The sequence below is a fragment of the Bacillus pretiosus genome, assembly GCF_052947655.1.
This window is the reverse complement of sequence record NZ_JBRFUV010000002.1, coordinates 300,810-325,580: the sequence shown is the minus strand read 5'-3', so window position 1 is coordinate 325,580 and position 24,771 is coordinate 300,810. Positions and strand designations below refer to the sequence as shown.

General features: G+C 31.8%; 19 protein-coding genes, 1 tRNA gene and 7 pseudogenes. 17 read left to right on the top strand and 10 right to left on the bottom strand.

The features are described 5' to 3' along the window. Nucleotides 1-84: 84 nt before the first annotated feature. Entirely contained in the window at nucleotides 85-552 is a 468-nt protein-coding gene (locus tag ACU8YW_RS28695; RefSeq protein ID WP_098134995.1) for a hypothetical protein, read from the bottom strand. Between the two features lie 395 nt (nucleotides 553-947). On the opposite strand from ACU8YW_RS28695, the pseudogene ACU8YW_RS28690 reads away from it, so the two are divergent. Next, a pseudogene (locus ACU8YW_RS28690) lies at nucleotides 948-1,308 on the top strand (hypothetical protein); the annotation flags it as partial. Here ACU8YW_RS28690 and ACU8YW_RS28685 read toward each other — a convergent pair. Further along, nucleotides 1,232-1,450: pseudogene (locus tag ACU8YW_RS28685) on the bottom strand (hypothetical protein). The pseudogenes ACU8YW_RS28690 and ACU8YW_RS28685 sit on opposite strands and share 77 nt — an antisense overlap. 625 nt (nucleotides 1,451-2,075) lie before the next feature. On the opposite strand from ACU8YW_RS28685, the gene ACU8YW_RS28680 reads away from it, so the two are divergent. The 6 genes and pseudogenes from ACU8YW_RS28680 to ACU8YW_RS28655 all read left to right on the top strand — a co-directional run bounded on the left by ACU8YW_RS28680 (nucleotide 2,076) and on the right by ACU8YW_RS28655 (nucleotide 5,748). Next, nucleotides 2,076-2,369 (top strand): ArsR/SmtB family transcription factor, encoded by a 294-nt coding sequence (locus tag ACU8YW_RS28680; RefSeq protein WP_446894128.1) that lies wholly within the window; start codon nucleotides 2,076-2,078, stop codon nucleotides 2,367-2,369. A gap of 415 nt (nucleotides 2,370-2,784) precedes the next feature. Continuing rightward, nucleotides 2,785-3,267, top strand: a complete 483-nt coding sequence (locus tag ACU8YW_RS28675; RefSeq protein WP_000825893.1) for a hypothetical protein — start codon at nucleotides 2,785-2,787, stop codon at nucleotides 3,265-3,267. Beyond that, the gene (locus tag ACU8YW_RS28670; RefSeq protein ID WP_242015977.1) at nucleotides 3,264-3,869 is read left to right on the top strand and encodes a hypothetical protein; all 606 of its coding nucleotides are present in this window, start codon (nucleotides 3,264-3,266) and stop codon (nucleotides 3,867-3,869) included. The genes ACU8YW_RS28675 and ACU8YW_RS28670 overlap by 4 nt, the downstream gene beginning before the upstream one ends. A 355-nt stretch (nucleotides 3,870-4,224) precedes the next feature. Next, nucleotides 4,225-4,404: pseudogene (locus ACU8YW_RS28665) on the top strand (hypothetical protein); the annotation flags it as partial. Nucleotides 4,405-4,444: 40 nt separating this feature from the next. After that, nucleotides 4,445-5,440, top strand: a complete 996-nt coding sequence (locus tag ACU8YW_RS28660) for a type II toxin-antitoxin system antitoxin SocA domain-containing protein (protein WP_446894127.1) — start codon at nucleotides 4,445-4,447, stop codon at nucleotides 5,438-5,440. A gap of 234 nt (nucleotides 5,441-5,674) precedes the next feature. After that, nucleotides 5,675-5,748, top strand: a tRNA-Ile gene (locus ACU8YW_RS28655). Nucleotides 5,749-6,121: 373 nt separating this feature from the next. On the opposite strand, the gene ACU8YW_RS28650 is transcribed toward ACU8YW_RS28655, so the two are convergent. After that, complete coding sequence (locus ACU8YW_RS28650; RefSeq protein WP_097892084.1) at nucleotides 6,122-6,334, bottom strand: hypothetical protein; 213 nt, start codon at nucleotides 6,332-6,334, stop codon at nucleotides 6,122-6,124. Between the two features lie 288 nt (nucleotides 6,335-6,622). Then, the gene (locus ACU8YW_RS28645; RefSeq protein ID WP_098649088.1) at nucleotides 6,623-6,880 is read right to left on the bottom strand and encodes a hypothetical protein; all 258 of its coding nucleotides are present in this window, start codon (nucleotides 6,878-6,880) and stop codon (nucleotides 6,623-6,625) included. Nucleotides 6,881-8,464: 1,584 nt separating this feature from the next. On the opposite strand from ACU8YW_RS28645, the pseudogene ltrA reads away from it, so the two are divergent. Next, nucleotides 8,465-10,212: pseudogene (gene ltrA / locus ACU8YW_RS28640) on the top strand (group II intron reverse transcriptase/maturase). Between the two features lie 184 nt (nucleotides 10,213-10,396). On the opposite strand, the gene ACU8YW_RS28635 reads toward ltrA, so the two are convergent. Together ACU8YW_RS28635 and ACU8YW_RS28630 are read right to left on the bottom strand one after the other, a co-directional pair. Further along, on the bottom strand, nucleotides 10,397-10,852 hold the full coding sequence (locus tag ACU8YW_RS28635; RefSeq protein WP_426934406.1) for a MarR family winged helix-turn-helix transcriptional regulator: 456 nt from the start codon (nucleotides 10,850-10,852) through the stop codon (nucleotides 10,397-10,399). Between the two features lie 511 nt (nucleotides 10,853-11,363). Then, the gene (locus ACU8YW_RS28630; RefSeq protein ID WP_001123250.1) at nucleotides 11,364-11,648 is read right to left on the bottom strand and encodes a DUF4183 domain-containing protein; all 285 of its coding nucleotides are present in this window, start codon (nucleotides 11,646-11,648) and stop codon (nucleotides 11,364-11,366) included. A gap of 583 nt (nucleotides 11,649-12,231) precedes the next feature. On the opposite strand from ACU8YW_RS28630, the gene ACU8YW_RS28625 reads away from it, so the two are divergent. Continuing rightward, nucleotides 12,232-12,546 (top strand): hypothetical protein, encoded by a 315-nt coding sequence (locus ACU8YW_RS28625; RefSeq protein WP_306008528.1) that lies wholly within the window; start codon nucleotides 12,232-12,234, stop codon nucleotides 12,544-12,546. A 78-nt stretch (nucleotides 12,547-12,624) separates the two neighbouring features. Here ACU8YW_RS28625 and ACU8YW_RS28620 read toward each other — a convergent pair whose 3' ends face one another. Further along, nucleotides 12,625-12,837: a hypothetical protein gene (locus tag ACU8YW_RS28620; protein ID WP_427325540.1), complete on the bottom strand. Its 213-nt coding sequence runs from the start codon at nucleotides 12,835-12,837 to the stop codon at nucleotides 12,625-12,627. Nucleotides 12,838-12,924: 87 nt separating this feature from the next. Here ACU8YW_RS28620 and ACU8YW_RS28615 point away from each other — a divergent pair. Beyond that, nucleotides 12,925-13,032: pseudogene (locus tag ACU8YW_RS28615) on the top strand (cell division protein FtsK); the annotation flags it as partial. 385 nt (nucleotides 13,033-13,417) lie between these two features. Next, nucleotides 13,418-13,642 (top strand): hypothetical protein, encoded by a 225-nt coding sequence (locus ACU8YW_RS28610; RefSeq protein ID WP_088062870.1) that lies wholly within the window; start codon nucleotides 13,418-13,420, stop codon nucleotides 13,640-13,642. A gap of 574 nt (nucleotides 13,643-14,216) precedes the next feature. Here the strand turns inward: ACU8YW_RS28610 and ACU8YW_RS28605 are convergent. Both ACU8YW_RS28605 and ACU8YW_RS28600 read right to left on the bottom strand, forming a co-directional pair. Further along, nucleotides 14,217-14,403 (bottom strand): annotated as a pseudogene (locus ACU8YW_RS28605) (hypothetical protein). 773 nt (nucleotides 14,404-15,176) lie between these two features. After that, nucleotides 15,177-15,632: an exosporium protein D gene (locus ACU8YW_RS28600; protein ID WP_088123109.1), complete on the bottom strand. Its 456-nt coding sequence runs from the start codon at nucleotides 15,630-15,632 to the stop codon at nucleotides 15,177-15,179. A 236-nt stretch (nucleotides 15,633-15,868) separates the two neighbouring features. Between ACU8YW_RS28600 and ACU8YW_RS28595 the strand changes: the two genes are divergently transcribed. The 3 genes and pseudogenes from ACU8YW_RS28595 to ACU8YW_RS28585 all read left to right on the top strand — a co-directional run bounded on the left by ACU8YW_RS28595 (nucleotide 15,869) and on the right by ACU8YW_RS28585 (nucleotide 18,821). After that, on the top strand, nucleotides 15,869-16,315 hold the full coding sequence (locus ACU8YW_RS28595; RefSeq protein WP_427325538.1) for a hypothetical protein: 447 nt from the start codon (nucleotides 15,869-15,871) through the stop codon (nucleotides 16,313-16,315). A gap of 174 nt (nucleotides 16,316-16,489) precedes the next feature. Next, nucleotides 16,490-17,833, top strand: coding sequence for a patatin-like phospholipase family protein (locus ACU8YW_RS28590; protein ID WP_227557858.1), 1,344 nt, complete (start codon nucleotides 16,490-16,492; stop codon nucleotides 17,831-17,833). A 546-nt stretch (nucleotides 17,834-18,379) separates the two neighbouring features. Then, nucleotides 18,380-18,821, top strand: a pseudogene (locus ACU8YW_RS28585) (ArpU family phage packaging/lysis transcriptional regulator). 90 nt (nucleotides 18,822-18,911) lie between these two features. Here the strand turns inward: ACU8YW_RS28585 and ACU8YW_RS28580 are convergent. Next, the gene (locus tag ACU8YW_RS28580; protein ID WP_446894126.1) at nucleotides 18,912-19,481 is read right to left on the bottom strand and encodes a TetR/AcrR family transcriptional regulator; all 570 of its coding nucleotides are present in this window, start codon (nucleotides 19,479-19,481) and stop codon (nucleotides 18,912-18,914) included. Between the two features lie 403 nt (nucleotides 19,482-19,884). Between ACU8YW_RS28580 and asnB the strand changes: the two genes are divergently transcribed. From asnB to ACU8YW_RS28565, 3 genes are all read left to right on the top strand, one after another. Beyond that, entirely contained in the window at nucleotides 19,885-21,711 is a 1,827-nt protein-coding gene (gene asnB, locus ACU8YW_RS28575) for an asparagine synthase (glutamine-hydrolyzing) (protein ID WP_097892063.1), read from the top strand. 216 nt (nucleotides 21,712-21,927) lie between these two features. Continuing rightward, entirely contained in the window at nucleotides 21,928-22,482 is a 555-nt protein-coding gene (gene satA, locus ACU8YW_RS28570) for a streptothricin N-acetyltransferase SatA (RefSeq protein ID WP_262750244.1), read from the top strand. A gap of 455 nt (nucleotides 22,483-22,937) precedes the next feature. Further along, entirely contained in the window at nucleotides 22,938-24,770 is a 1,833-nt protein-coding gene (locus tag ACU8YW_RS28565; protein ID WP_427325535.1) for a GAF domain-containing sensor histidine kinase, read from the top strand. Nucleotide 24,771: the final 1 nt, after the last annotated feature.

The window sequence follows — 24,771 nt, the reverse complement described above, 5'->3', positions numbered from 1 at the left end:
CCTAATACGAATTAAAAGATTAGGTACTTTGAATAAATATTTGATAGATAATAAAAACAATAAGATATGAAGCAACCTTATGATTTAATTTGCTAATGTAATTGGCGCTGTGTACATTGTATCAACGTGTCCATCAGCATGTGTTACTTTAATTTTCATGCGATATGTTCCTGGTTCAGAAATTGCTCCACCATTGCCAGTCTCAGCATCAAAATCTTCATATACATTTGTTCCAGCTGGTAATAAGGAACCATAGTGAAAATCAGCGTCATAATAATCCCAACCAGTATCGTAGTGTTTTTCAAAAGATGCTGTGTAATGTACATCATATGCATTATCATTTGTTGCTCGTAGAATGATATTTTGTCCCAGTCTATATTTCGTATCTGAAAGTTGAATTGTGAAATTATTTAATGTTTCTTTAGGACCGCAAATGTAACGACAATATTCGCTCGCCCCATCAGCATGAGCTTTCGGTGTTTCCACATTCATTGCTGCTAAACTGCCAAGAGCCAATGTTCCCGCTAATAATACTTTACTAAATGTTTTCATTTGAAATTCCCCCTGAGTATGTTTTTAATTCATTCAACAGATGTCACATCAAGTAGTTTTATAACATTAAGCAAATTGAATGCTCTTTTTTCTTGAGTACATTTGCTACCAATCTTCCATCTTGTAGTAATTCAATCTGTACATAAAATTTCATGGTTTTAAATTCTATATATGTATCTTAATGTACATGGAATAGATTCTTTAATATTTTGATGACACGTTTGGTTTATTTACTTGTATCACCTCGTCATTACCGTTTATTGGTAAAAAGATAATGTCATTATACATAATATTGGAATCTACTGACAAGAGCTAATAATTTTGATCTAGCCATTTACAGGAAAGAAAATTATTAAATTAGGACGGTGTTCAAAACGAAGATAAAAACATTTGAAATGTGTGAGAAACGATTTGCAGAACAATTAGAGCACAAGTACTGTGGGAGTTTATAAGTGCTGTAACAGAAGAGAATATGAAGCAGAAGCAAGAATTAGAGTCTACACCAGGTTTATTAGTAGATCTATTTCAACTTGTAAAAGAAAGAATTCAAATTTAAAAGATGAAAAGGAGTATAACCAAATCTTCTGTAAAGATAGAGGCTAGTATGTTAGATAAATATAGATAATTTATGGAAGCGTATGTAAGATTAATTAATCATAAATTTGTTATTTCTAATTAGTTATAGAGCTTTCATCTGTTCTAAAAGAATTAAATTATTTTGTTCAATCATCTTTGCCACTGTTTCAAAGTAAGCTTCCAAGAACTTTAACCTGCTTCTCTTTAGGAAGCAATTGAATTATGTTTTTCATCTCTTTACACCCTTAAATTGTTGCGAAGATTTGTGTATTCAAGTATACCTAAAGTCGCTAACGAGCGTGTCTAGTCCTAGGATTTCCATGCATACATCCTCTTTCCTCTACTGATAATATGATAGAGGAAAAGAGATTCCTATAGTGATTTGGTAGGGCTTCTATTTTGTTAAATAATATGTTATTTACGAGGCGGAATGTTATTGAGCATGAATGTGATAGGGTTTTAATAGATGCAAAGGGGGGAAACATACTTTTGGAATTCAAGAGAAAACGAAATAGAAAGGGGATTTAAGGAAATTTAAAAGGCCTTGTCATTATAGACAGGGCCTTTCAAAAAGGGACACAATTGACAACTGAAGGTGACTTCATATTACCATTTTTGGTATTTAAATTCCAGGTATCTATGTTGAGAAATAAAATGATTATTTTGTAGAGTGTGAGATGGGGGATACTGCTTATCAATTTTTCAGGACGGGAAGGCAAAAGCAGAATTTTTTATTTGCTTTAAACAAAGGATAGGAGAAGTACTTTTGCTTAGCAAAGCGTGTTAAATATAGATCAAATTTATGTGAAAACTGTTTTCAGGATAGGTTTCCTTTTTGCTTTAAGAAGAGAATAAATTTTCTCAACAGGACAAATCGTAATTATTTATAAGTACTATTTATAAGGATAATAAGAAAAATAGAAATTAATAATAAAGGAGAATGCGAAATGAAAACAGTAGTAACTGATAGAGATCTAGCTGAAATCCGCGAAGAAGACGTAGATGTTTTAAAAGTAATGGCACATTCGGTACGATTACAAATTGTAAATGAATTAATGCATCATAAAATGTGTAATGTTACGCAATTAACGGAAATATTAAGACTCCCACAATCTACTGTTTCACAGCATCTTTCAAAATTAAGGGGAACCGTACTTCGTGCAGAAAGAAAGGGATTAGAGATGCATTATTATATAGATAATGTTAAGGCTCGTCAAATTGTTGGAATTTTAGGATTGTAGGTTAATAAAAAGCAAAAAAGTTTCCTGTTATTAAGTAGGGAACTTTATATAAATAATAATTTTATTTTATGAGGATTACTGTGTAAATAAGAAAATATTGTCCATAGAATTTCTGTACCTCTCAAAGGAGTGTAATGAAATAAAATCTACTAATTTGTTTTCAATAGAGCTTATAATTATGTTTATGTTATTAAATATTTTTTTGGGTACCTATATTGATGGAATTTAGCTAATTCATAGGAAGATGTGGAGTAGGTTTATTATTTTTTTTATAAATAATAAACCTACTGTATTAACTGAGTTTTCTTATAAGAATTATAACAAATTATTTTAGTAATAAACAGACTTGAAGTCACTTCCTAATAAATCGTAAAATTTACATGTAAGGTAAAAACAGGAATATTTGGAGGTTGTTATGAAAAGGTTATTAGCAAAATCATTATTAGGTATTTCAGCATTTTCTCTATTAACTACATCATTTTCTATGAGTACGCAAGCAGCGACTCATGAATTAGATAATGTACCGGTTATTAGTGTAGAAACAGTAGAAGATAGTAAAATTGAAGTGGCAGAATTTAATCAAGTAGAACGATTTGCATTCCCATTAGCCATTCCTGTGATTATTTGGGGTGCTAGAGGTGCACAAGTAGTTCATAAGGTATGGAAAGCAGGTAAATTAGTTACAATTGGATCTGCTGTTGGTATTTCTGGAATGAAAGCACAAGATGTCATTGGTAAATATAAAAAAGGTGCTATTAATAAGGAATTTCCAGGCTCAATGAAAAATAAAACTGTGAAGGAGATTGAAGATTTAGCTAAAAAAGGAAATAAAGATGCGAAAAAGGCAAAAAAATTACTAACAGATAAGAGATTTAACAAGGGTGATAATAGAAAATGAGTATAATTACTAAAAGTGATATTTTAAATACAGTAGATTCATTTTTTTCTTATGAAAGACCTACGGATAAATCATCAGTAAAAATTTTAAAGCCAAATGAGAGGTTACTATCTTTAAAGCAACATAGTCAAGAAGATAATATAGATAAAATTTGGTATACCGAGTTTCAAAAATTATACTCTAATAATGCAGTTGTTAATTGGACGGATTTACCTAATAGCCAGTGTTTAGAGTATAAGGTTTTAGCTCACAGTAATCAGAAAATTTTAGATGATGATATTGAGTTAATTAAATTATTAGGTGGAAAAAGAGTGGATTTAAGGATCTTTATTAGTTTACTGGGAAATTATTATTACTGTATGTTAGAGGAAACTAGCTATATTAAAGAAACAGATGAATGGAATTTCAATAATATAAGTGATAGTGGACAATACGTTAAACTTCTAGAAGAGGCTAAAATTTTTATGGATAAAAAAGGGTTTAATTATATCTCTAAAGAGTTATTAAATACTACATTAGAAGGTATAGAAACAGAATATATTTCTTGTAATAAGCTCACTTTATTTAATTGTTTATTCTCTGAATTTGAATCTATAGATTAATAATTAGGATGATAGCTTTCATTCTGATTATTAAGTTATAAGAAACTTTCATTAAACAATATTAATTATTAGATTACTGTCAAATAGATATATAGATTAAAAAACCTTCCCTAATGGAAGGTTTTTTAATGCTAAATTTAAGTGGGATGGGAATAATATGTAAAAACCTGATAGTATAATATATAATTTCAGGAGAGTAAAAAATACAGGAGAGACCAATTGAGTTATCCATTAAAGGAGATTGCTACATGAATAATTGTAATCAATGTGGGACAGAAATAATTATGCAATTGCAAGATAGATATAGAGAATATTGCCCGAAATGTGAAATGCCTATGCCAAGTAGCTTATTGTATTTGCTCATGAAAAATTGTATATCTTTTGTCCACAATATGAGCTAGATGATTGGGGACAAAAGAAGTCGGTAGACATATATATTAAGACGAATCTGATTGAAAATAAGGATAGGAACAAATACATGATTGTTGTTTCTTTTCATAAAAGGAATAAACCAGTCACTTATCTTTTTAGGTAAAGATAAGTGACTAATGGTTTTAGAATGAGGGAGGATTTTTATGTTGGTTTTATGTGAGTGTTGTCGAGATATGGTGAATTATTCTACAAAAGATGTTCCAAAAATGACAGTCATTAGAGGGAAGCAATATCATTACGTGGGTAAAGAAGCAAAATGCGAAGAGTGTAAATCTGAAATATTTGTTCCTGACATTCATGATTATAATTTAGAACAATTAGATCATGCATATAGGCAACAGGAGCAGTTAGTTACTATCTCTGAAATAAAAGAGGTTTTAGAAAAATATAAGATTGGAAAACGTCCATTGTCTTTACTTTTAGGTTGGGGTGAAGTTACCTTAACAAGGTATGTAAATGGGGATATTCCGACAAAGCAGTACTCGGATATATTGAAAAGATTAAGTAGGGATCAATCTTTTATGCTAGATATTCTGGAAAGAAATAAAGGTTTAATTACGCAAAAAGCATATAGGGTTTCTAAAGAAGCGATTGTAAAGCTGCAGGGAAATGAGAATTTTACTTCTACACAGACTACGAAAATTGAGGCAGTTGCTAATTATTTGCTATATAAAAATGATGATATTACTCCTTTAGCTCTTCAAAAGCTTTTATACTATGCGCAAGGATTTTGTAGGGTGTTTACTGGAACATATTTATTTGAAGATGATTGTGAAGTAGGAAGTCACGGCCCGGTATATCGAGTTATTTTTGATAAATACAAAGGATATCAGTACGACAATCTTGAATTCAATTATGATAGTACAAATCAGTTAACTCAAATAGAAAAGGAACTATTAGATTATGTAGTTAATACTTTAGGCTGTTATAGTGGGAAGAGTTTAGAAAAAATGATTCTATTTAACTTACCATGGGAAGTAGCTGATCTAGAATTAGAAGATAATAATTCTGGTAAACCTATCATGGAAAAAGAGGAGATAGATAATTGTTTTAATACAATGAAACAGGCATATAATTTAGTTACTATTTCTGATATTAAACAATATAGTATAAGGGTATTTGAAAATATAAACAATTAATTGTTGTAATTATATTATTTTTAATATGATTGATATATCGATTTTTTTACTGTTAACCAAACCCCTGTAAAGGTATTAAAAGATAGTAATAATTACAAAGGATAAGGAGTACAGAATATAAACACTTTTAACATGATGTAAATATGCATATTAAATAAAATGTAAAGTAAATTAATACATTATATGGTAAAATGATATATGTGAATACGTCTTATGAAGTAAATTTTATGCTTTGGACCTTTAGCTCAGCTGGTTAGAGCAAACGGCTCATAACCGTTCGGTCGTAGGTTCGAGTCCTACAAGGTCCACTTATAAACAAGGAGAAAGCACTCATTTGAGTGCTTTCTCCTTGTTTATAATAAATATATGAAATTAATTAGCTAATTAGTAAAACAAAAGAGAAAAACAATGAGTAAATATAACAATAAGAAAGTTAAACTAGACGGTCATGTGTTTGATAGCAAAGAGTAAGTCTTTTAATTACTCTTTGTTTATATAGTAAAAGATTGTTAACGAAAATCCAAGGCTCTTTATATTGAGAAATAAAGAAGAATTATTATAAAGAAACTCATCTTTTTTCGTAAATAAAAGAGCAGCAAGCAAAAGCTAACTGCTCAATACAAAGAAAACTACTTCAAATGAGTTATGACATACAGCCTATATACAGTATTGACGGAAATTTTATTTTAAATCCAATTTACTTAAAGTAAATATCCCTACAGATATAATGGCTGCGCCTACTGCAGAACCTATCCAGTCTCTCAAGCTTAATGTATTTAAAGGTGTATCTGTTAGATCTATAATTAAAAAGATAGCAAAAATTAATATACCGAATGCTAATCCTCCCCAAAATGTTTGTAACGATTTAATAATCTTCTGTCGGAATTTGTTCATATAAATCATCCTTACTAATACTTTTAATTTTCATAAATAAATTATTGCATGTATGAAAATTGAAAGTACGAAATATGCACTATTGCATACTAAAACTCAAAAAAATAATCCATTCAAAAGTAAATAGATTGAATGGAGGGGAACCGTATCGTATGAATCAAAAGGAAATTAGTATTATGTATGATCGTAGCTTTACTTATGTTGGAAAGCTTAAAAAGAAGTGGGAAAGTGAGGAGAAACGGAAAGGACCGACTGATATGAGAGAAATAAAAAATACTAGGATTTTTCCTAGCATTCAATGTAATTAGTGTTTACTACGATTTTAATATTCTCTGGTGGAATGATATCTTGAATTTTTTCTTTTAAATCTACTTGAACCATTTCTTCAAGATGCTCAAGTGAAACTTCAAAGTTTATACATTCCGCAGTTTCGATGTTTAATAAAGAATAATTTTCATTCCTTTTAACAACAAGATATTGTGATTGATCTGTTATTAATATACAACCTTGTTGAATTCCTAATTTACGATTATCTTCAAAAGTCATAAATAAATCTCCTAACATTTTTCTGATAGGAATTGTACTACATAAAAATGTTAGTGTCTAGTCGGCCTTATGTAAGAACTGAAGCCAAACAAAATTCTTATTGTATAAAAAATAAAAGAACCCGTTTGTTATAAACGGATTCTTGCCTTAAGGTGTGCAAGGAATACAAGGTAACTGGCCTAGGGAAACCTGTAGAATTCCTTGTGATAATACTGTATGCAAAGGAATCAATAAGGTTAATGAAATCTAAACAAAATCCTTATTTAGACATAGAAAAGAGCACAATATATGTGCTCTTAGACAAGAAAGATAGATTCCTATGAGCGGAGAGTCTCCATACAATAACATATGCTTGTCCAGTTAAAAGGTGAGAAGTATTTTTTGAAACCAACAATAAATGAATAGAGCGCCTTGGGAGAAAGACGCCCTAGGGGTGAATGTACTGTAACGACTATTCGGTTTAGTATATGGAATTTATTCAAGGTTCAAGACGATTTTGGTAAAAGAAAAAATGAAAAAGAGCGCATTTTTATATACACTCTTAGTAAGATAGGCGAATGTCTCATAAAATACAAATCTAAAAAGTTGTAATCAGATTTTTATGAGTTAATTTTTTATATTGTATGCCTTACTTGGAGTTATGGAGCATGTCATTAAAGAAAAGAGGCAAGTGGGAATTTTAATGAAATCGTTATTTAAATAAAAGAAACCCCGTTTGTCTGCGGGGTTCCTAAGGGTAATTGTCAAGTAATGACGTACTCGACTAAATAACCATATCATGAATTTTTTGGTAATAAGACTGGTAAATGTGTCCAAATATATGATTGTTAATTTGAATAAAAACGCTATTTGTGCGACACGTTTCCCTATAAGTGTGTAAACACGAAATGGGAGGGTTATCAATTTTGATGGCAACAACGGATTGACCGAAAGTAGGAATGAAAGCCGTCAGGTTGAGCTGAAACCACTTATCTGATACTCCTACATGCAAGGCGTGATAGTAGTCACAAGTTGTATGAAGCTAGGTGAAGTCGACTGAACAAAACCTAAGTGAGAAATCATATGGTAATGGATAGGTCGGGGTGCTACAAAATATCTAAGGTGAGAATGTCCTAACGGACTGGCAAACTTGCGAATGTACGGGTCTAAACGTTTAATATATCAGAAATGTATATGTCGTTAATGACGACGTTATCTACCGAAAAGTAAGATTAAATAGTATGAAATTCGGAACATCTAACGATGAGGATGTAAAGATAACAGGCTTAAAGCAAGCACCTAAGGATATATGTATAGCTAGGTCAATCGGAACGTGGTAAGCAAGAAACTGTCATCAACGTCTACTAACGGACAGATGCATATAAGGTTCGAACGAACCGAAATTGCTTCATTCTTGTGAAGGTGGGGACACAGTACCGAGGAAGCATGTAACGAATGTGGAGGGATAGTCCCTAGTCTTGTTCTTTGAAAACTAAATTAACTAGATGTAACTCACAGGATCGAGTAAGATGATGGGACTTTTCGTAAAAAAGGGGAATTAATACATCGGTGAGTACAACATTACGACATGCAGAATATTAAAATATACAAAAAGTGTTTGATGATTTATATCAACGTAGTGAAAACAATGCTACTAAAGGGATAAATTTGTATCAGCACATCATATCAAAAGAAAATATTCTACTGGCATATAGAAATATAAAGGCTAACACTGGTTCAAAAACTGAAGGAACAGATGGTTCACAATCGACCATTATAAAATGGAAAAGGTAGATTCTTTCGTTGATAATATAAGAAAAACTTTCGAACACTATAAACCAAATACGGTACGCAGGGTGGAGATACCTAAATCAAATGGGAAGAAACGCCCGTTAGGAATCCCTACAATGAGAGATAGATTGATTCAACAAATGTTCAAGCAGGTTCTAGAACCAATATGCGAAGTAAAATTCTATAAACATTCATATGGATTCAGACCTAATAGGTCAACACACCATGCAATGGCTAGGTGTCAATACTTGATAAACAGAGGTAGATTTAACCACGTAGTCGACATTGATATACAGGGTTTCTTTGACAACGTAAACCATTCCAAACTATTGAAACAACTATACAACATAGGGATAACTGATAAAAGAGTTCTGAAAATCATCTTGAAAATGTTAAAAGAACCAATTAAAGGAAAAGGCATTTCTACAAAAGGAACTCCGCAAGGAGGGATTCTAAGTCCATTACTTAGTAATGTTGTATTAAATGATTTAGATTGGTGGATATCTAGTCAGTGGGAGAATATTAAAACAAGAAAACCATATACAACAAAAAACAAAAATCCACTGTTGATAAAAGCGAAATTGAAGAAAATGCACATAGTTAGATATGCAGATGACTTTAAAATCTTTACCAACAATCATCAATCGGCAACTAAAATATTCTATGCAGTGGAAAGGTATCTCAAAAATCAATTAAATCTTAATATATCTAATGAAAAATCAACTATAACCAACTTAAAAAGAAAATCTTCGGATTTTCTAGGGTTCTCTATCAAATCTGTTAAAAAGCGCAAAAGATATGTGGCAAACACACATGTGAGCGAGAAAAAGAAAAAGGATATCCTTGAAAAAGCAAAAACAAGAATTAAAGCAATTCAAAAGAGTCCATCAGGTAAAACAGTACAGGATTATAACTCTTATGTGCTTGGTATTAAAAACTATTACAAGATTGTAACACACGTGAATATAGCCTTTCGTCTCTCGAAAACCTTATTTAATCGTCTAAAATCAATAGGGAAATATGAAATTCCTATCAACGCTAATAGACTATATAAAAGATTACACAGAAACAATTATAGAACCTTTGAAATAGCAGGTAACCATGTATATCCACTAGCAGACATACAAACACGGTTCCCTCAAAGTTTTAGTAAAGACATGTGTAACTATACTAGAGAAGAAAGACAAAAACTCATCGAAAGTCTAAAAGGTAACATTGCCAATGAAATACAAAAAATGTTGCTATCCTCCAATAAAGGACAGAGCATGGAGTATGCAGATAACAGAATATCGAGGTATTCCATGCAAAATGGTAAATGCGCTGTCAACGGAATTTTCTTAATAGCCGAGGATGTGCACTGTCATCATAAAATACCGAGAGGTATGGGAGGTACTGACGAGTTTAATAACCTAATTATTGTACATGAATTTGTCCATAGACTGATATACGCAACAAATGAAGAGACGATTAAAACATATATGAGAATACTTCAATTGAGCGATAATCAACTGAAGAAAATAAACAAACTTCGTAAAGTTTTTAATCTAGTTACTTTAGTATAAAAGAATAAGATGGGGCGCTGTATGCGATGAAAGTCGCACGTACAGTGTTAAGTGGGGGAAAAGATGGAGATAACTTCAAAGTCTTACCTATCGCAACTAAATAAAAGAACAGCTAGTGAAATCTAACTGCTCAGTTCTTTGAAAAATAAGAATTAGAATTTGTTTTATTAATGTTTTACATCAATCAACGAAATTGCTTTATAGAGGTTAATAAACTTTTATGAATACGCAATAATGTTTGAACATCGTCTTCTTGAAGCTGCTGTAATGCTAGGGACATCGCTTTGTAGGAAGTAGAGTTTTCAATGGATTTTTTCGATGCCTCTTGTCCTTTGGGTGTTACTTTTAATCTTATTTCTCTACGATCTTCATCTGATTGTTTTCGTTCGATGAACTCTAGATTAACTAAATCATCTACATTTACACTCACTGTACTTTTAGGAACTGAAAGACGTTCTGAAATCTCCTTAAGAGTGATATTAGGAATTGCATAAATTGTATTTAAAATACCCATTTGTTGTACTGTTAATCCTAAACTGGAGGCGTTTTGATGTGTGAACTTTATAATTTCTTTGTTTATTGCTACAAATGACTGGACAACTTCTCCTGCTTGTTTGAAACTTTGATTTTTTAAACTCATAATACTCATCCCTTTTCTTTTTTAATTTAGTTTAACATAGAATAGTTCACCGATGAACTATTTATTTCTAAATTAATTTAGAAAAGAAATCAATATACGTTATTAATAGAAAGCTTAATAAAAATTTCATTTTGTATTAATTTGAAACACCAAAAAGAGCACTAAATAAAGTGCTCTTTAAGGGAAAAGTGAGATATTGAAAAGTAAATTAGTTTTTTGCTTCGAGATAATATATGAACATTTCATCATAATGTGACGATGAATCACAAAAGAGCAGCTAGCAAAAGCTAATTGCTTTTATAAGAAAATCGTAGAAACATAACCATGTGTCTACAGTATTGACCGTATATTAAGTTTTATTCTAGCAAACCTAAAAAGAGCACTGTATAAGTGCTCTTTTTAAGAGTGAGTATAAATACCAATCATCCTGTACTAGTATATGCACTGTATCATGTAGTTGATACTAAAATTAGAGGTTTCTTTTAATGAAACCTCTAAAAAATTACTAAATTTACGTTATTGTAAATTCGATTGCGATAGGAGTTCCTCCATCTAGGACAGCGCCTCCTACAATAGTAGCAGCTGTAGTAGTCACACCAGTAATAGTATCACCTGTTTGAATAACGCCATTAATATAAAGCGTTAAAAAAGCATAAGAAGCAGGGAAGGTTGTTACAGCACCAGTGTCATCAGTGAAGTCTGTGTTAGCAAAAGTTAAATCTGCTCCAGCGACAGTCCCTGTTGCTGCAGTACTTACAAATCGTCTTCCAGCTATAAAGGGTTTAACGATAGGCATTTATGTTCACCTCTTTTTGAGAATAAACTCAGACAAGTTTTTTGAAAGTCTTGTCCTGTATTTTATTCTATGTTGTGCTTCTTTTAAAAGATACGGCTTGTATACTAGTAAAAAAGTATAATTATTATGTTTTTAATAGATGCTGTATAAATTTAAACAAAATAATTCGTTTATAAGTAAGTAGATTGAACGGAGGGGAACCGTATCGTATGAATTACTCTTCTAGAAATATAAATGAGAAGGAAATACGTCCTTTCGTGATAGAGGTATTACGTGATTACCGGCTGTTAAAAGTAAAATTCCAAAACATACAGGAGCGGAGTTACTATTTCCGGAACTTAGGAAAAGTACAAATGATGAAATTAGATATAGAAGATTAAAATGTGCATTTGAAGAAGTTTTGGATGAGGAAGAGCAACGGGCTTTACAAGCGAAATGCATGAGAAGACGTTATTAAAAAAGAATATAGTAAATACCCTGATTTTAAAGATTGGAACAAATAAAAGTAGCGAATCAGCTGCGTTTTTATTTTATAAAAAATTAACTTTAAACATTTCTTATAGTTACGAATATTTATGTAAATATGGGAAACAGATTTGATTCTTGGAATGAGGGGATCGATATGGATATAACACATATTATGGCGAGAATAGTGGTGAATGGGAAAGATCTTCCGTTTACTTCAGTTAGAACTTCTGCGTGGATTAATGGACCTGCGAACGATTTAATTGTTACAACTAAGCAAAGAGTAAATGAACTTTATCGGTTTATGTGGTCACGTGTGCCAGTAATGCTAACAATGTATTTCCTTCAGGGTGCTGACGTGATGAGATTTGCTAGGGTTGCTGGAGTTGATGAAAGTGTAACGGGAGAATATATATATCATTTTATTTGGTGATAAGACAAACTTTAAGTAGCCTAACAGCTGCTTTTTTATTTTGAATAGAAAAAAGGAACCTGTAATGGCTCCTTTTCATCATGCTATCTTGTATTTATTAATTTTTCGCTTAACATCCATAAAAGCTAGTAGTGCTGCAATAGCGCAAACACCTTTAAACCAAAGAAATTCAGAAGAAAATAGTCCGCCAAAGAAAGCAACCGAGTGTACAAAACAAGTAATACCAAATAACCAAAGCATGAATTTTAATTCCTTTGAGGAATACTTATAGTTTTTAAATCTTTCCGACATATGTATCAACTCCTATTGTTATGAGGTCCTGTAGTTTTTCTTTTTAAAATCGCGCATGTTGAGGATAAAGAATAAAAGGAAGATAAAAGCTGCGATACCATTAATCCAGATCATGCTCATTTTTATGTAATTGATTTAAAAGAAGAGGAATTGGAATTTAGTGAATATAAGAAACTAAGACAAATAGAAGATATATATAAATGCTAACACTTATATAGAATAGACAAAAATTATCGCTGATATGTCGTCTTTGAAAATAGCCTTAATCAGTTAAATCATACTTATACGAAATCCTCATAAAAACAGTTTATAGCATTACGTATTATTCAGTTGAGAGACCTTCAATTCAAATAGGACGCAAGTTAAGTGGATTAAAATTAAAGCAACAAATCAATGGTATTAATGATAAAGCTGGATAAAATCAAGTTTTATGTATTTAAAGAGGGGAAACTTTCTCTTTTTTATTTTTAACAAAATACGGATTTTGTATGGAATTTCCTGCAATGAATTCACCAAGAATAAGGTTGTCTCATATCATGTAAAGATTGCTTTATTACGATTATAAAAGGGTGTGAACGTATTGGAAGATGTTTATGTAAAAATTGACAATTTAAAAGCAGAACAAAAAGAAATTATGCGAGATATTCGTAATTTAGAAACTCGCACAACAATTAATGAGAAGGACATAGCTACAATTAATAAGCAATTAGAAAAGATTAGCCTGAATACAACTTGGATTCTACGAATTATTATTAGCGCAATCACTATGTCGGTTTTGGGTTTAATATTAAAAGGCATGATTTAAAATCTAAAAATACAAGTACTTATGGAGAGGGGGACAAGTGTCTCTCTTTATTTTTATCGTTTTAGCCAAGAGGGTTCCTTTAGAACATGGCATGGGTGATCTTTACGATTGAATAGGAGACATTAGTCATTGCTTATCGATGGTAAAGTCGACGTATATCATTTAAAAGGAAACCTATGCAATAATGAAAATATCAAATTTTTTAATTCAATCATTTCAATTTCGCAAGTGTATTCTTAATCTTCCACATATCGGTGGGGTATCTTTGTATAATCTGATCGTATCTCTAAATCACAACTTTTACCTCATTATCATCGAGTTAAAGTTTTAAAATGCTCCAAAATGAAAAATACGCTATTCTTTTTGTAGAATCATAGGAATGGTTGGCGTATGTTTCATTTTGTTTTGCTAACTTGATTTTGATGTGACGTAATCGTAAGTATTTAAAAATTTAAAAAGCCCCTCAATCATGTTATAGGGACCTTAATCACGCAAATGATCTGTAAATCAATTTATCTTTGATATACAGATCATTTGTATGATAATATTTATAAAAAATTGCTAAACCATGGAATTACATAAATGCTTTTAGAAGTTCTTGAATTAATGGTATTGCTCCACCTATAAATTTTAAAACTGCCATTGCGATTTCCATATTATTCGCTCCTCTGTTTTTGTATTAAGATGTGTTGAATCTTTATAACCTTATTATAGTAAGCGCTTACATTTATAACAATACATTTTTGTATGCAATATTGCATATTTATACGTTTAGACAAAAATTATATCTCTACTAGTCATTCTTTAATGGTACCATACGGAGGTGAGAGTCTTTAAGGGTTCGCCATAATAGGAGGAAATATGGAAAGAGTACAAGTGATTTACAGTAATCTGAAAATTAAAAGTTGGGCTAAACAGGTATTAGCTGTAGGAGGAATATTAGGGTTCTGCTACTTGGTGTTATATGTTTTTAGTTTCTTAGTTGTTATGTAAAAATTATATAACTAAACTAGTAGAGTCTTGCCTTGATAGGTAAGGCTCTTTTGTTGTATCTGTGATGAGCAAAATACATACAAAACCTCTCAAGTTTGTCAGGTACTATGTATGGTGCCTTATTTATCTATATTTTAGAACACTAATTCCTATCATTGAAAGTAAATAAACTTCTATTTAAAAGTACTCATTTATATTGAAAACACAATTTTATTGATAAAAAATGCGTTTTTATTAGATACATCTTAAAAAGACAAGTATAAGTTATATTACGTTTTGGTGAAATTTTTTTATCTGTGAAAAGGATTTAAATCTTACAAATAGATTTGATCCCTTTATGTATATCATAATTCCTATATTACCATATGAATATAATATACTGAAAATGATTTAAAAGCAAGAATATTAGTAGGGGTCCGCCACATGTCCATCAACTTAAGATTTTAATGTATGTGAAGTCTTTATTTCATAACAAGAGAAAAAGAGCACTTTGTATAAGTGCCCTTTAGAAAATAGCATAAGATAATTACTACATACTTAATCAACTGTAATATTTATCGCAAGAGTTGCTTTCACTATTACAGCAAATACAGAATGTTTTTTCAACGAATATACTAACACCACCATTTTCGTTAGTTGCATTTGTGAAAATAAGACTTTTAAAATCTTCTACTTGAAATATTCTAGTATCAAGCGCCTCCAAAGTAACAGTAATTGGTCTAGAAGAATTCCTTGTCACAATGGTTACTGTAACAGGAGGGAGACCACCAATAACAAAAAATTGAAGTAATGCTTTATTATGGTTGTTAGTGAAATCTTCAAATGCAGTGATTGTTGAGTTAGGGGGAACAAAAATATCTAGTAGTATATTTCCATTTAAATTAATCCCAGTACCAGATATCGTATGTGTTGCAATGGAGCAAGAAGCTTTTTGCTGTTCAGAATCCGACCGTTTTTTATAACATTTTTTACTATCATTGTAAAAGTAATCAGCCATCTTTATCTTACTCTCCTTTTTCGAGGTATCAATATATTCTATTTATCAAAAAGGAAAAGTGCTTGTACAAAAATATGAAATTCGCTCTATAAAGCTGAATGAAAACGCTATTTTAAAAGGTATTCTTTAAATTTCTACTTATACTAATATAAATAAAAAATGAATAATTTTGATATAACATACAAAAGATTGTTCAGGAAAGAGCAATATCCATAATAACATTTGAAGGTAGAATTATGATTGGAAATTTAAAACGCCATCCTCATTATGGTCACACTTTAGCTGACCATCCTATGGAGCATCATCGTCATCCATTATCACATCACGGTCCTATTGTACATGTTAAAGGAATCATAAAACAAGTGGAAGAAGATGATACAAACCCTCAAGGGGGTACTCATCAACATATTATAGTTGATCAAGTAGAACTTATTGATGCCCATGGATTACCAGAATCATTAACCATCGATACGATAGTATTTTGTGCAATTCGTTATGGGGATAATTTAGGAATACGAAATCGTATCCCAGATTTAGAAGAGGGAGAAGAAATTGAATTACAAGGTGAGTATTTAGATAAAACTACTGCGACTCCAAGCGAAGGGAATCCTGGGTATGTGGTAATACACTTTACTTATCGCCCTGTAGGATTTATTACGTATCATGGGACAGAGTACAGATAGAGATTTGAATATCAGAAAAAAACAAAACTAATTTCCAATTTTTCGAATGGAATGTATCACATGTAAGTGATACATTCCATGAATTACTTTATTACTAATAATTATTTTATATTTAAACGTTTTGCATAACTTTACTCGAACTTTATGGGTGGAAGAGTTAAGGAGGAATCATAGATGAAGAAGGAATTGAAATTAGCGTTTTCTGGAGGTGGGTTTAGAGCGACTTTTTATGCATTAGGGGGATATAAACGTTTAGTTGAATGCAAGCTAGATCATTGTGTAAATAGTATTAGTTCTGTTTCAGGTGGCAGCATTACTGCCGCCGCTATTATGCTTGCATTGCATAAAGGTGGATCATTCCGTAATGTAAATGATTTTGAAGAACGCGTAGTGAATCCATTGGTAAAGTTAGGACAAATAGATCTTCGTACCAAGTTACTCACGAATTCGTTTACAAAACAAGCGTTATCTTTCAAATCTATTCGTGAAAAATGCAGCAAGGCCTTTCCGACAATGTTAGATAAATATTTATGTGAAGGGGTAAGAATGAAGGAATTAGAAAATTCCCCTATAAAATGGTACTGTAATACAACATGTTTAGATACGATGAGGATGTTTTATTTTTCCAATCAAGAAATATATGGAACACTTATTGGAAAATCAAATGATTTTGATGATATTACAGTTTCTTATGCTGTTGGGACCTCAGCTGCTTTTCCAGTTTTATTCGCACCTATATCACTATCATTAGAGGGAAGAAATTTTAGTGATCCAGAAAATAGAATGCAGGGGAATCCTTTGTTGAAATTTGACACACTTTGGTTTTCTGATGGAGGAGTATTTGATAATATCGGGACTGAGCCGATATTAATATCAGATGGTGAGAACAAAAACAGTAGCTCCCCTTCAAATACAAAACATAGAAAAGAGCCTATGAAATTTATTCCTGATCCAGACGCAGGTATTGATGAAATTTACCTTGTTTTAGACGCTTCTGCATCTGAAAAATTTTGGAAAGAAGATGAAATACCTTCACATTTTGAATTAACTAAACGGATTTTAGATACATCTAATAGTCAAATTGTAGTTTTAAGGAGAAGATTATTAAAAACCTTAGATTCCAAAATATACCCAGGATTGCAACTTATTCTTAGTAAACCTATTCAATCATTATTCGAAAAAAATAATAATCCTTTTTATAATGATAAAACTCCTTTACCTGATTATAAATTACCAAATCGTTCTAAGGATGTTGAAAGTCTGTTAGCTGGTCTTCGCACTGATTTAGACAGCTTTCATGATAGTGAGATTAATACTTTAATGCGTGCGGGCGAAATAAGAATGGATATCGCGTTAAGGTCGTTATTACCTGAGTACATGGAGAATATAAATACCGTGCCTATTCCTGTATTTCCTTCGGAAGATATGGATGATCTAGAAAAAATATTACGCCGAGGTGGAAAACATAGATTTACGGGAGGATTTTTTGAGAATTTACATGATGTAGATAAATTTTAAAATAATGAAAATGTTTTGTGTAATTTTTATTTTGTTTAAAAATACTAATAATATTCATACGCTTGTAGTTTGAAATTATCAAATGGGGAATTTAAAAAAATAAATTAAAATAGCCAAAATGAGAATTAGCTAAATCAAACAATAGATAAAACTGAATATTATGTTGAAAAAAGAAAATCATAGTTGTCATGCATGAGTGATAAAGTTAATCAAAAGAAATTAATAAATTTTAGAAGAGGGATTTTAAAGGGATATTATATAGTCCGACTAGAAAACTAGAGGACATCAATTCATTAAAGCAGCAATGAAAGTTGTTTTAGGAATAGGTGTTCTTTTTATTTTGAAAAGAGAGATGGGAAAATGAAGGTACTAAGAGATCAGTTACGTGAGTGAAAAAGCAATCCAAGAAAAGAAAGAAGAAAAAACAAAAAGAGAAATTAAGTACTCGTGAAATGGGGGGGAATGAGGATGCATAGTCCTTATTATGAACGTAGACGCGAAGCGTTAAGACAAAAGTGATTTTAAAATAAAAAGGAGTGCTTTTACATGATTAAACAATTATCTTTCTTACCAAAAATCGATAGAGCATCAACGCAAGAGAAGTTAGAGGGTGTTCTTATATAAACAGTTAGGAATGATTTGTAAGGAAATGAAAGTCACTCCTCCTTATGAAAGGAGAGAACATGGCCCTATACATAATGTTGGAAAGGCTTTGGAGGATATAGCGATTGCTAATTTGCAACAAAGTGAGCATGAAGAGTGGCTGGAGTTAATGTCATTTTGTATTGATTAGTTTTTAAGCCTCTTAGATCATGGCTGTACTGGTAAGATACAGAGGGAGATTATTAATAAGCGTTATTTAGAAGAATCTGTATGTGATTATATGGTCTATAGCGAAATTGGAATGGTTGAATGTATTTATCATCGTTGGAAGTTCAGAGCAATTTCTAATTTAGCTTTTGCTCTTAAATTAGAAATTAAGAAGTAATTGATTTAAAGCCAAAAAAAGACCACCCTTTTAGGCGGTTTGCTTATTCATATATTTGTACCACAATTATTTTTTTGTATGTGGTTAAAACTAGTTTTTAAGAAGCATATGCTTTAGCAACTGCAGAAATTCTTTATCACTTTTATCATCTTTCATATAATCCTGTTCATAGTTAAAAATTATTCGCACTAACAAAAAAGCTGTTAGCGGTAATGGTACCTTATGAAAAGCCCCTTGCTGATAACCTTTTTCAAGCAAATTACTTATCATTTTAATTGCTTCTTCTTCAGATTTTTTAAAACAAGCTATAATTTCAGGTGAATGGTATTCTTTATATTCTTGAAAGAGTGTAGAAACAAATGGGTCTTGATGATATTCTAGGCTGATATAATGAAGGGTTTTTTGTATTCGAAGTAAAACATCCTTTTCCTCTTTATATAAATCAAATAATTGTGAGCGTTTAAGTTGAATATGACGCATATAGCAGTCACATAATATTTGAGTTTTATCTGTATAGTAATAATAAATAGTTCCTTTACCAACTTTAGCTTTCTTTGCAATTTCATCAACCGTTGTGTTACGGACACCACGCGTAGAGAACAGTATTGTGGCAGATTGAATGATTTTCATTTTTTTATTTTCTTTTTCTAATTTTATCATCGTCTACACCCTATCCTTGAGATATTTAGCGAAGTTTTCTGTCATTACATTCTCTATCAGTCTATTTGTCATTTATTAACGCCTAATAGAAAGTCCTCTAGTTGCTTCTTATAGAATAACACACATCATTCCTATATCTAGTATATAACCATAATAGAATACGATTTTACATCTTAAGAATAGAAATGAGAGTATGAGATCATAGGTTATTAATTGGATGATGAGAATTCAAGTGAAAGGAGACGGCGATCTCCTCACCGATTGAATAATTTGATTTTTTACTCAATTCATTTTATTATATAAACATGACTAAAAGATGTTTTTAGTCGGATTTTTTTTATGAAAAACCGACTGGTATTTGATTTTAGTCGGTTTCTATACTATTTGAGAGAAGGTAGACACTATGTGTGGAATTGCAGGGTGGATAGACTGGTCTAAAGATTTGTCTAATGAACAAGAAACGTTAAAAAAAATGACAGATGCTATCATTCACCGAGGACCTGATGCAGAGGGGCATTGGTTTTCAAAACGAGCGGCATTAGGTCATCGACGTCTCATCGTTATTGATCCTGAAGGTGGCCTTCAACCTATGCTGTATAAAGATGGAAATGATACGATTGGTCTTACGTTCAATGGAGAAATTTATAACTATCAAGAATTACGTAAAGAACTTGAGGAGAAAGGTCATGAATTTCAGACAAAGTCTGATACAGAGGTATTACTACATGCCTATTTAGAATGGCAAGAAGATTGTGTTCAACACTTAAATGGAATTTTTGCTTTTGGTATTTGGGATGAAAGATTTGGGAAATTGATGCTTGGTCGTGATCATCTAGGTGTGAAGCCTTTGTTTTTCGCTCAAAGAGGGAGTGCAATTCTCTTTGGTTCAGAGTTAAAAGTTTTACTTTCGCACCCACTTGTAGATGCAGAAGTAGATAAAGAAGGACTTTCTGAGATATTTTGTCTTGGACCAACACGTACCCCAGGTCATGCGATTTTCAAGGATATACACGAAGTGCGTGCTGGCCATTATATGACGTTTACCTCTAATGGCTCGGATACGACACAGTATTGGAAACTTGAAAGTAAAAACCATATAGATGATATTGATATGACAGTGGAGACAATCCGCTCCATTTTACAAGATACGGTTAAACGTCAGTTAATTGCTGATAGACCAGTGGTATCTATGCTTTCCGGAGGTTTAGATTCAAGTGGTCTAACAGGTTTAGCAGGAAACGAATTTGGGAATAAAGGGGAACACCTTCATACATATTCCCTGAATTTCATCAATGATGAAAAAGACTTTGAGCAAGACTTCCTTCGTTTCGATCGTGATGAACCTTGGGTGAAACGTGTGGCTGAATATGTAGGAACAAAGCATCACTCTATAGAGTTGGGATCAGATAGTTTAATAGAGCATTTATTAACTCCAATGCGAGCGCGTGATCTACCTGGAGTTGGAGAACTAGAAACGTCTCTTTATTTGCTATTTAAGGAAATGAAAAAAGACGCAACAGTTGCACTTTCAGGCGAATCCGCAGATGAAGTATTCTCAGGGTATCCATGGTTCCATCAAGAGAAGTTTCTAGATGCAGAGATATTCCCTTGGAGTGTTAATTTATGGTATAGTACAGAAATTTTATCAGAGGATTTTAAAGCGAAGATTAGCCCTGAAAAATATCAAAAACAAAAATTTGAAGATGCAGTTGCTGAGGTTCCCTTTTTAGAAGGTGAAAGTAATCTGCAAATGAAGCAACGTCAAATGTCTTACATGTTTATTACACGTTTCTTGCCATTTATGCTAGAACGAAAAGATCGCACAAGTATGATGAATGGCTTTGAAGTACGAGTTCCATTTTGCGATTACCGGCTTGTAGAATACCTATGGAATGTCCCATTCGAAATGAAAAGCATAGACAATATTGAAAAAGGTATTTTACGTAGAGCTTTTGAAAATGTACTTCCAGAGGATGTACGTTATCGCAAAAAAAGTGCATATCCAAGCACTAAGGATGCCTCTTATCTACAAGGTATTAGTGATTGGATGTTGCATGTGTTGAACAATCCTGAATCACCTATTTTGCCATTAATTAATGTAGAAAGAGTTCGTGCTATTGCAGAAGGAAAAGACGAAGTAATTTCAGGTAATGATGCACGAGGTATAATAGATTATTTACTTCAAGTTAATAGTTGGCTTCAGGAATATAATATTAAATTAGTATGGTAGATGTAATTTTTAAATAAAGAGAATAGCTGAAACATTAATGACCTAAGTGAACCGCATCTCCAATGTATTAGATAGTTATCTAACATTTGGAGATGCGGTTTTATTATCTTCATTTGCAATAACGCTAATCAGTTAGTAAATTAGAATTGAATAAGGGACATGGAAAGAACTAGGGGGAATAATATGAATTGGAGGTCCCACGTAAAGGAGAATACGATGAACCTTTTAATTAGAGAATTAGAAGTAGATGATTTAGACAATTTACCGGAGATTGATGATAGTTTTATAGTAGACTCTCGGTTAATTCTTTCTCTTTCAAAAGTAAATAAGCAAATAGAATATACAGTAGAAGACGTTCCAAGTTATGAGAAAAGTTATTTACAAGATCAATATAATGATGAATTAGCCTACACTGAATATATAAATAAGCCTGATCAAGTAATTTACATAGCAATTTTACATGATCAAATTATAGGAGTAATGGTATTGAAAAAGAATTGGAATCACTATGCTTACATAGAAGATATAAAGGTGGATAAAAAATATCGTTCACTTGGAGTTGGTAGAAGGTTAATTGAGCAAGCAACACAGTGGGCAAAAGAAAATAATATGCCAGGTTTAATGCTTGAAACACAAAATAATAATGTAGCAGCATGTAAGTTCTATGAAAAATGTGGGTTTGTAATAGGTGGGTTCGACTTTTTTATCTATAAAGGAATACATGAAGAAAGCGATGAAGTTGCAATGTATTGGTATTTGCATTTCAAATGAAAGTACACCAAAACGCGGATATATAAATTCCTTGCTGTTACATTCGGGACACGCAAATAACTAAAAGAAAAAGGAGGTTTCTTTCTGAAATTAGGGGGCATCTTTGATTTTTCTACCAATAATCAAACGATATATTAATTAGACTTGGATAAAATCAATAGGTAGGTATTTACGGTTGCCTTTCTATTTTTTTTAGAATTGATTTAGTGAATCAAAATTCTATTTTTGTATATATCTTTTGTACTAGTAGATATAAGTCTAAAAGTATGTACAATTACACCATTTGGCTAGTGGGTAAATTTTATGAACTGATTTATACTAGTATTGTGTCTTGCCTTTTTAGGTGCAGTACACAGCCGGTGATTGGCTAGTGGATGCTCTTCCATTTTGCCAGTGCCGGTTTTTTATTGGATAATAGAGAAAATAAAGTTTTTATAAAGAAAGAAGGGGTTGTTTTGAAAGATGTAAATTCTATCTTTATGAGAGAAAAGATTGCTAGTTCTTATCTTTATTTTATTTCTTTTCTTGGTTTGGTTACTATAACTATATCTTTACTTGAAATTAAAATCCCTTCTCATCCAACAATACTAATATTGTTGTTACTATTTATGGGGATCGCAGAGTATTTTCCCGTAAGATTTTGGAGAGGAACTAGCTCGCTTACCTTTCCGATCATTTACGCAATGAATTGGCAGTTTGGAATCCATATAACTATTGTTGCTATTGTACTCGTTACGCTAATTATTCATCTGCATCGCCGTTCACCGATACAAAGAATGTTATTTAATAGTACTCAGCATGCACTTAGTTTGATCTTGGCCGAATGGCTCTCAAACAAATGTATGTCCTTATTAATTAATAAAATAGATATGTCGGTTCTGTATGGAAATTTAATATCTTTATTATTATTTTGTGTATTTTTTTGTTTTTTCAACAATCGCTTTTACGATTTGTTAATGATACTTCTTCCGCAGCCATATTCAATTTATCAGTGGTATAAAAAAACTGTAACGGTATTTCTTTGCGAAACTTTTGGTTTCTCCTATGCGGCACTGATGCACGTATTAATTAGTACATATAGTGTGGAAGTAAACGAGATTACAGTACTGTTTTTCTTTTTTCCACTTGTAGCAACTTCAGTGATAAGTTCTTTTTCTGTACGGATAAGGATGGAAAAGGAACGATTATATGAGTTATTTCTTATTACGACCGAAATTAGTCGAGGATTAACCGGAGGAAACTTGAAACATATTAAACAAGCACTCAAAGGTTTTTTTGGCATACAAGCATATGTAATATGGACAAAAGATGATGGGAACTGGAATATTCTATTAAAAGATGGGAAAGTCCGCTCCTATATATCTGATGATTCAGAAAAATTTAGGGCGTTTGAAGGAATCTCTAAAAATCTTGTATTTAATGATTGGAAAGTTGGTACGGCTCCTGGAGATGAAATATTTGATAGTGTTATACGCTCACTTGTATATTTTCCTCTTATAGTAAATGATGAATTAGTCGGAATGTTTGTTGCAGGGAAAAGTAGAAATGCGGGTTTCTTTCCGGAAGATGTACAGTCGTTAGCTACATTTTCTAACCAATTAGCTAACGTTGTTAAAACAAGGATATTGATTTCTGAACAGGAAAAAAGAATGATCTTAGAAGAAAGAAATAGAATCGCCCGTGAAATTCACGATGGTATTGCGCAAACATTAGCCGGGGTGATATTCCAACTAGAATCCGCGCAGAAAAAATACCGTGATAAACCAAAAGATATGCAGCAAGTAGTTGAGAAAAACATAAAAGATTTAAGAGGAAGCCTAGGAGAAGTTCGCTATTCTATTTATGCTTTAAAACCATATCCGACACAACAATTAGGTTTTAAGCAGGCGATAGCAAGTAAAATAAAATCTTTAAAACAAGAATATGAACTAGACATTACCTATCATGAAAGAGGTCATGCACGTGCGCTTAGCTTTTCAAAAGAAAGAGTGATATTTGATACATTACAAGAGAGTTTGCAAAACATTGTAAAACATGCACAAGCAAAAAAGGCTGATGTTTTACTCAGTTATCAAAGTGAGCACGTGCTTTTAAGGGTTAAGGATAATGGAGTTGGCTTTTCACTGTTTGAGTCTATGGTTAAAACGAAGAATGAGCCACATTATGGTATATTACATATGAATGAACAAGCTGAACAATTAGGGGCTACTTTACAGATTGATAGTTCTGTAGGGAAAGGGACAGAAATTACACTGTTAATTCCAGATTCACAAACAAGGGGTGCGTAAA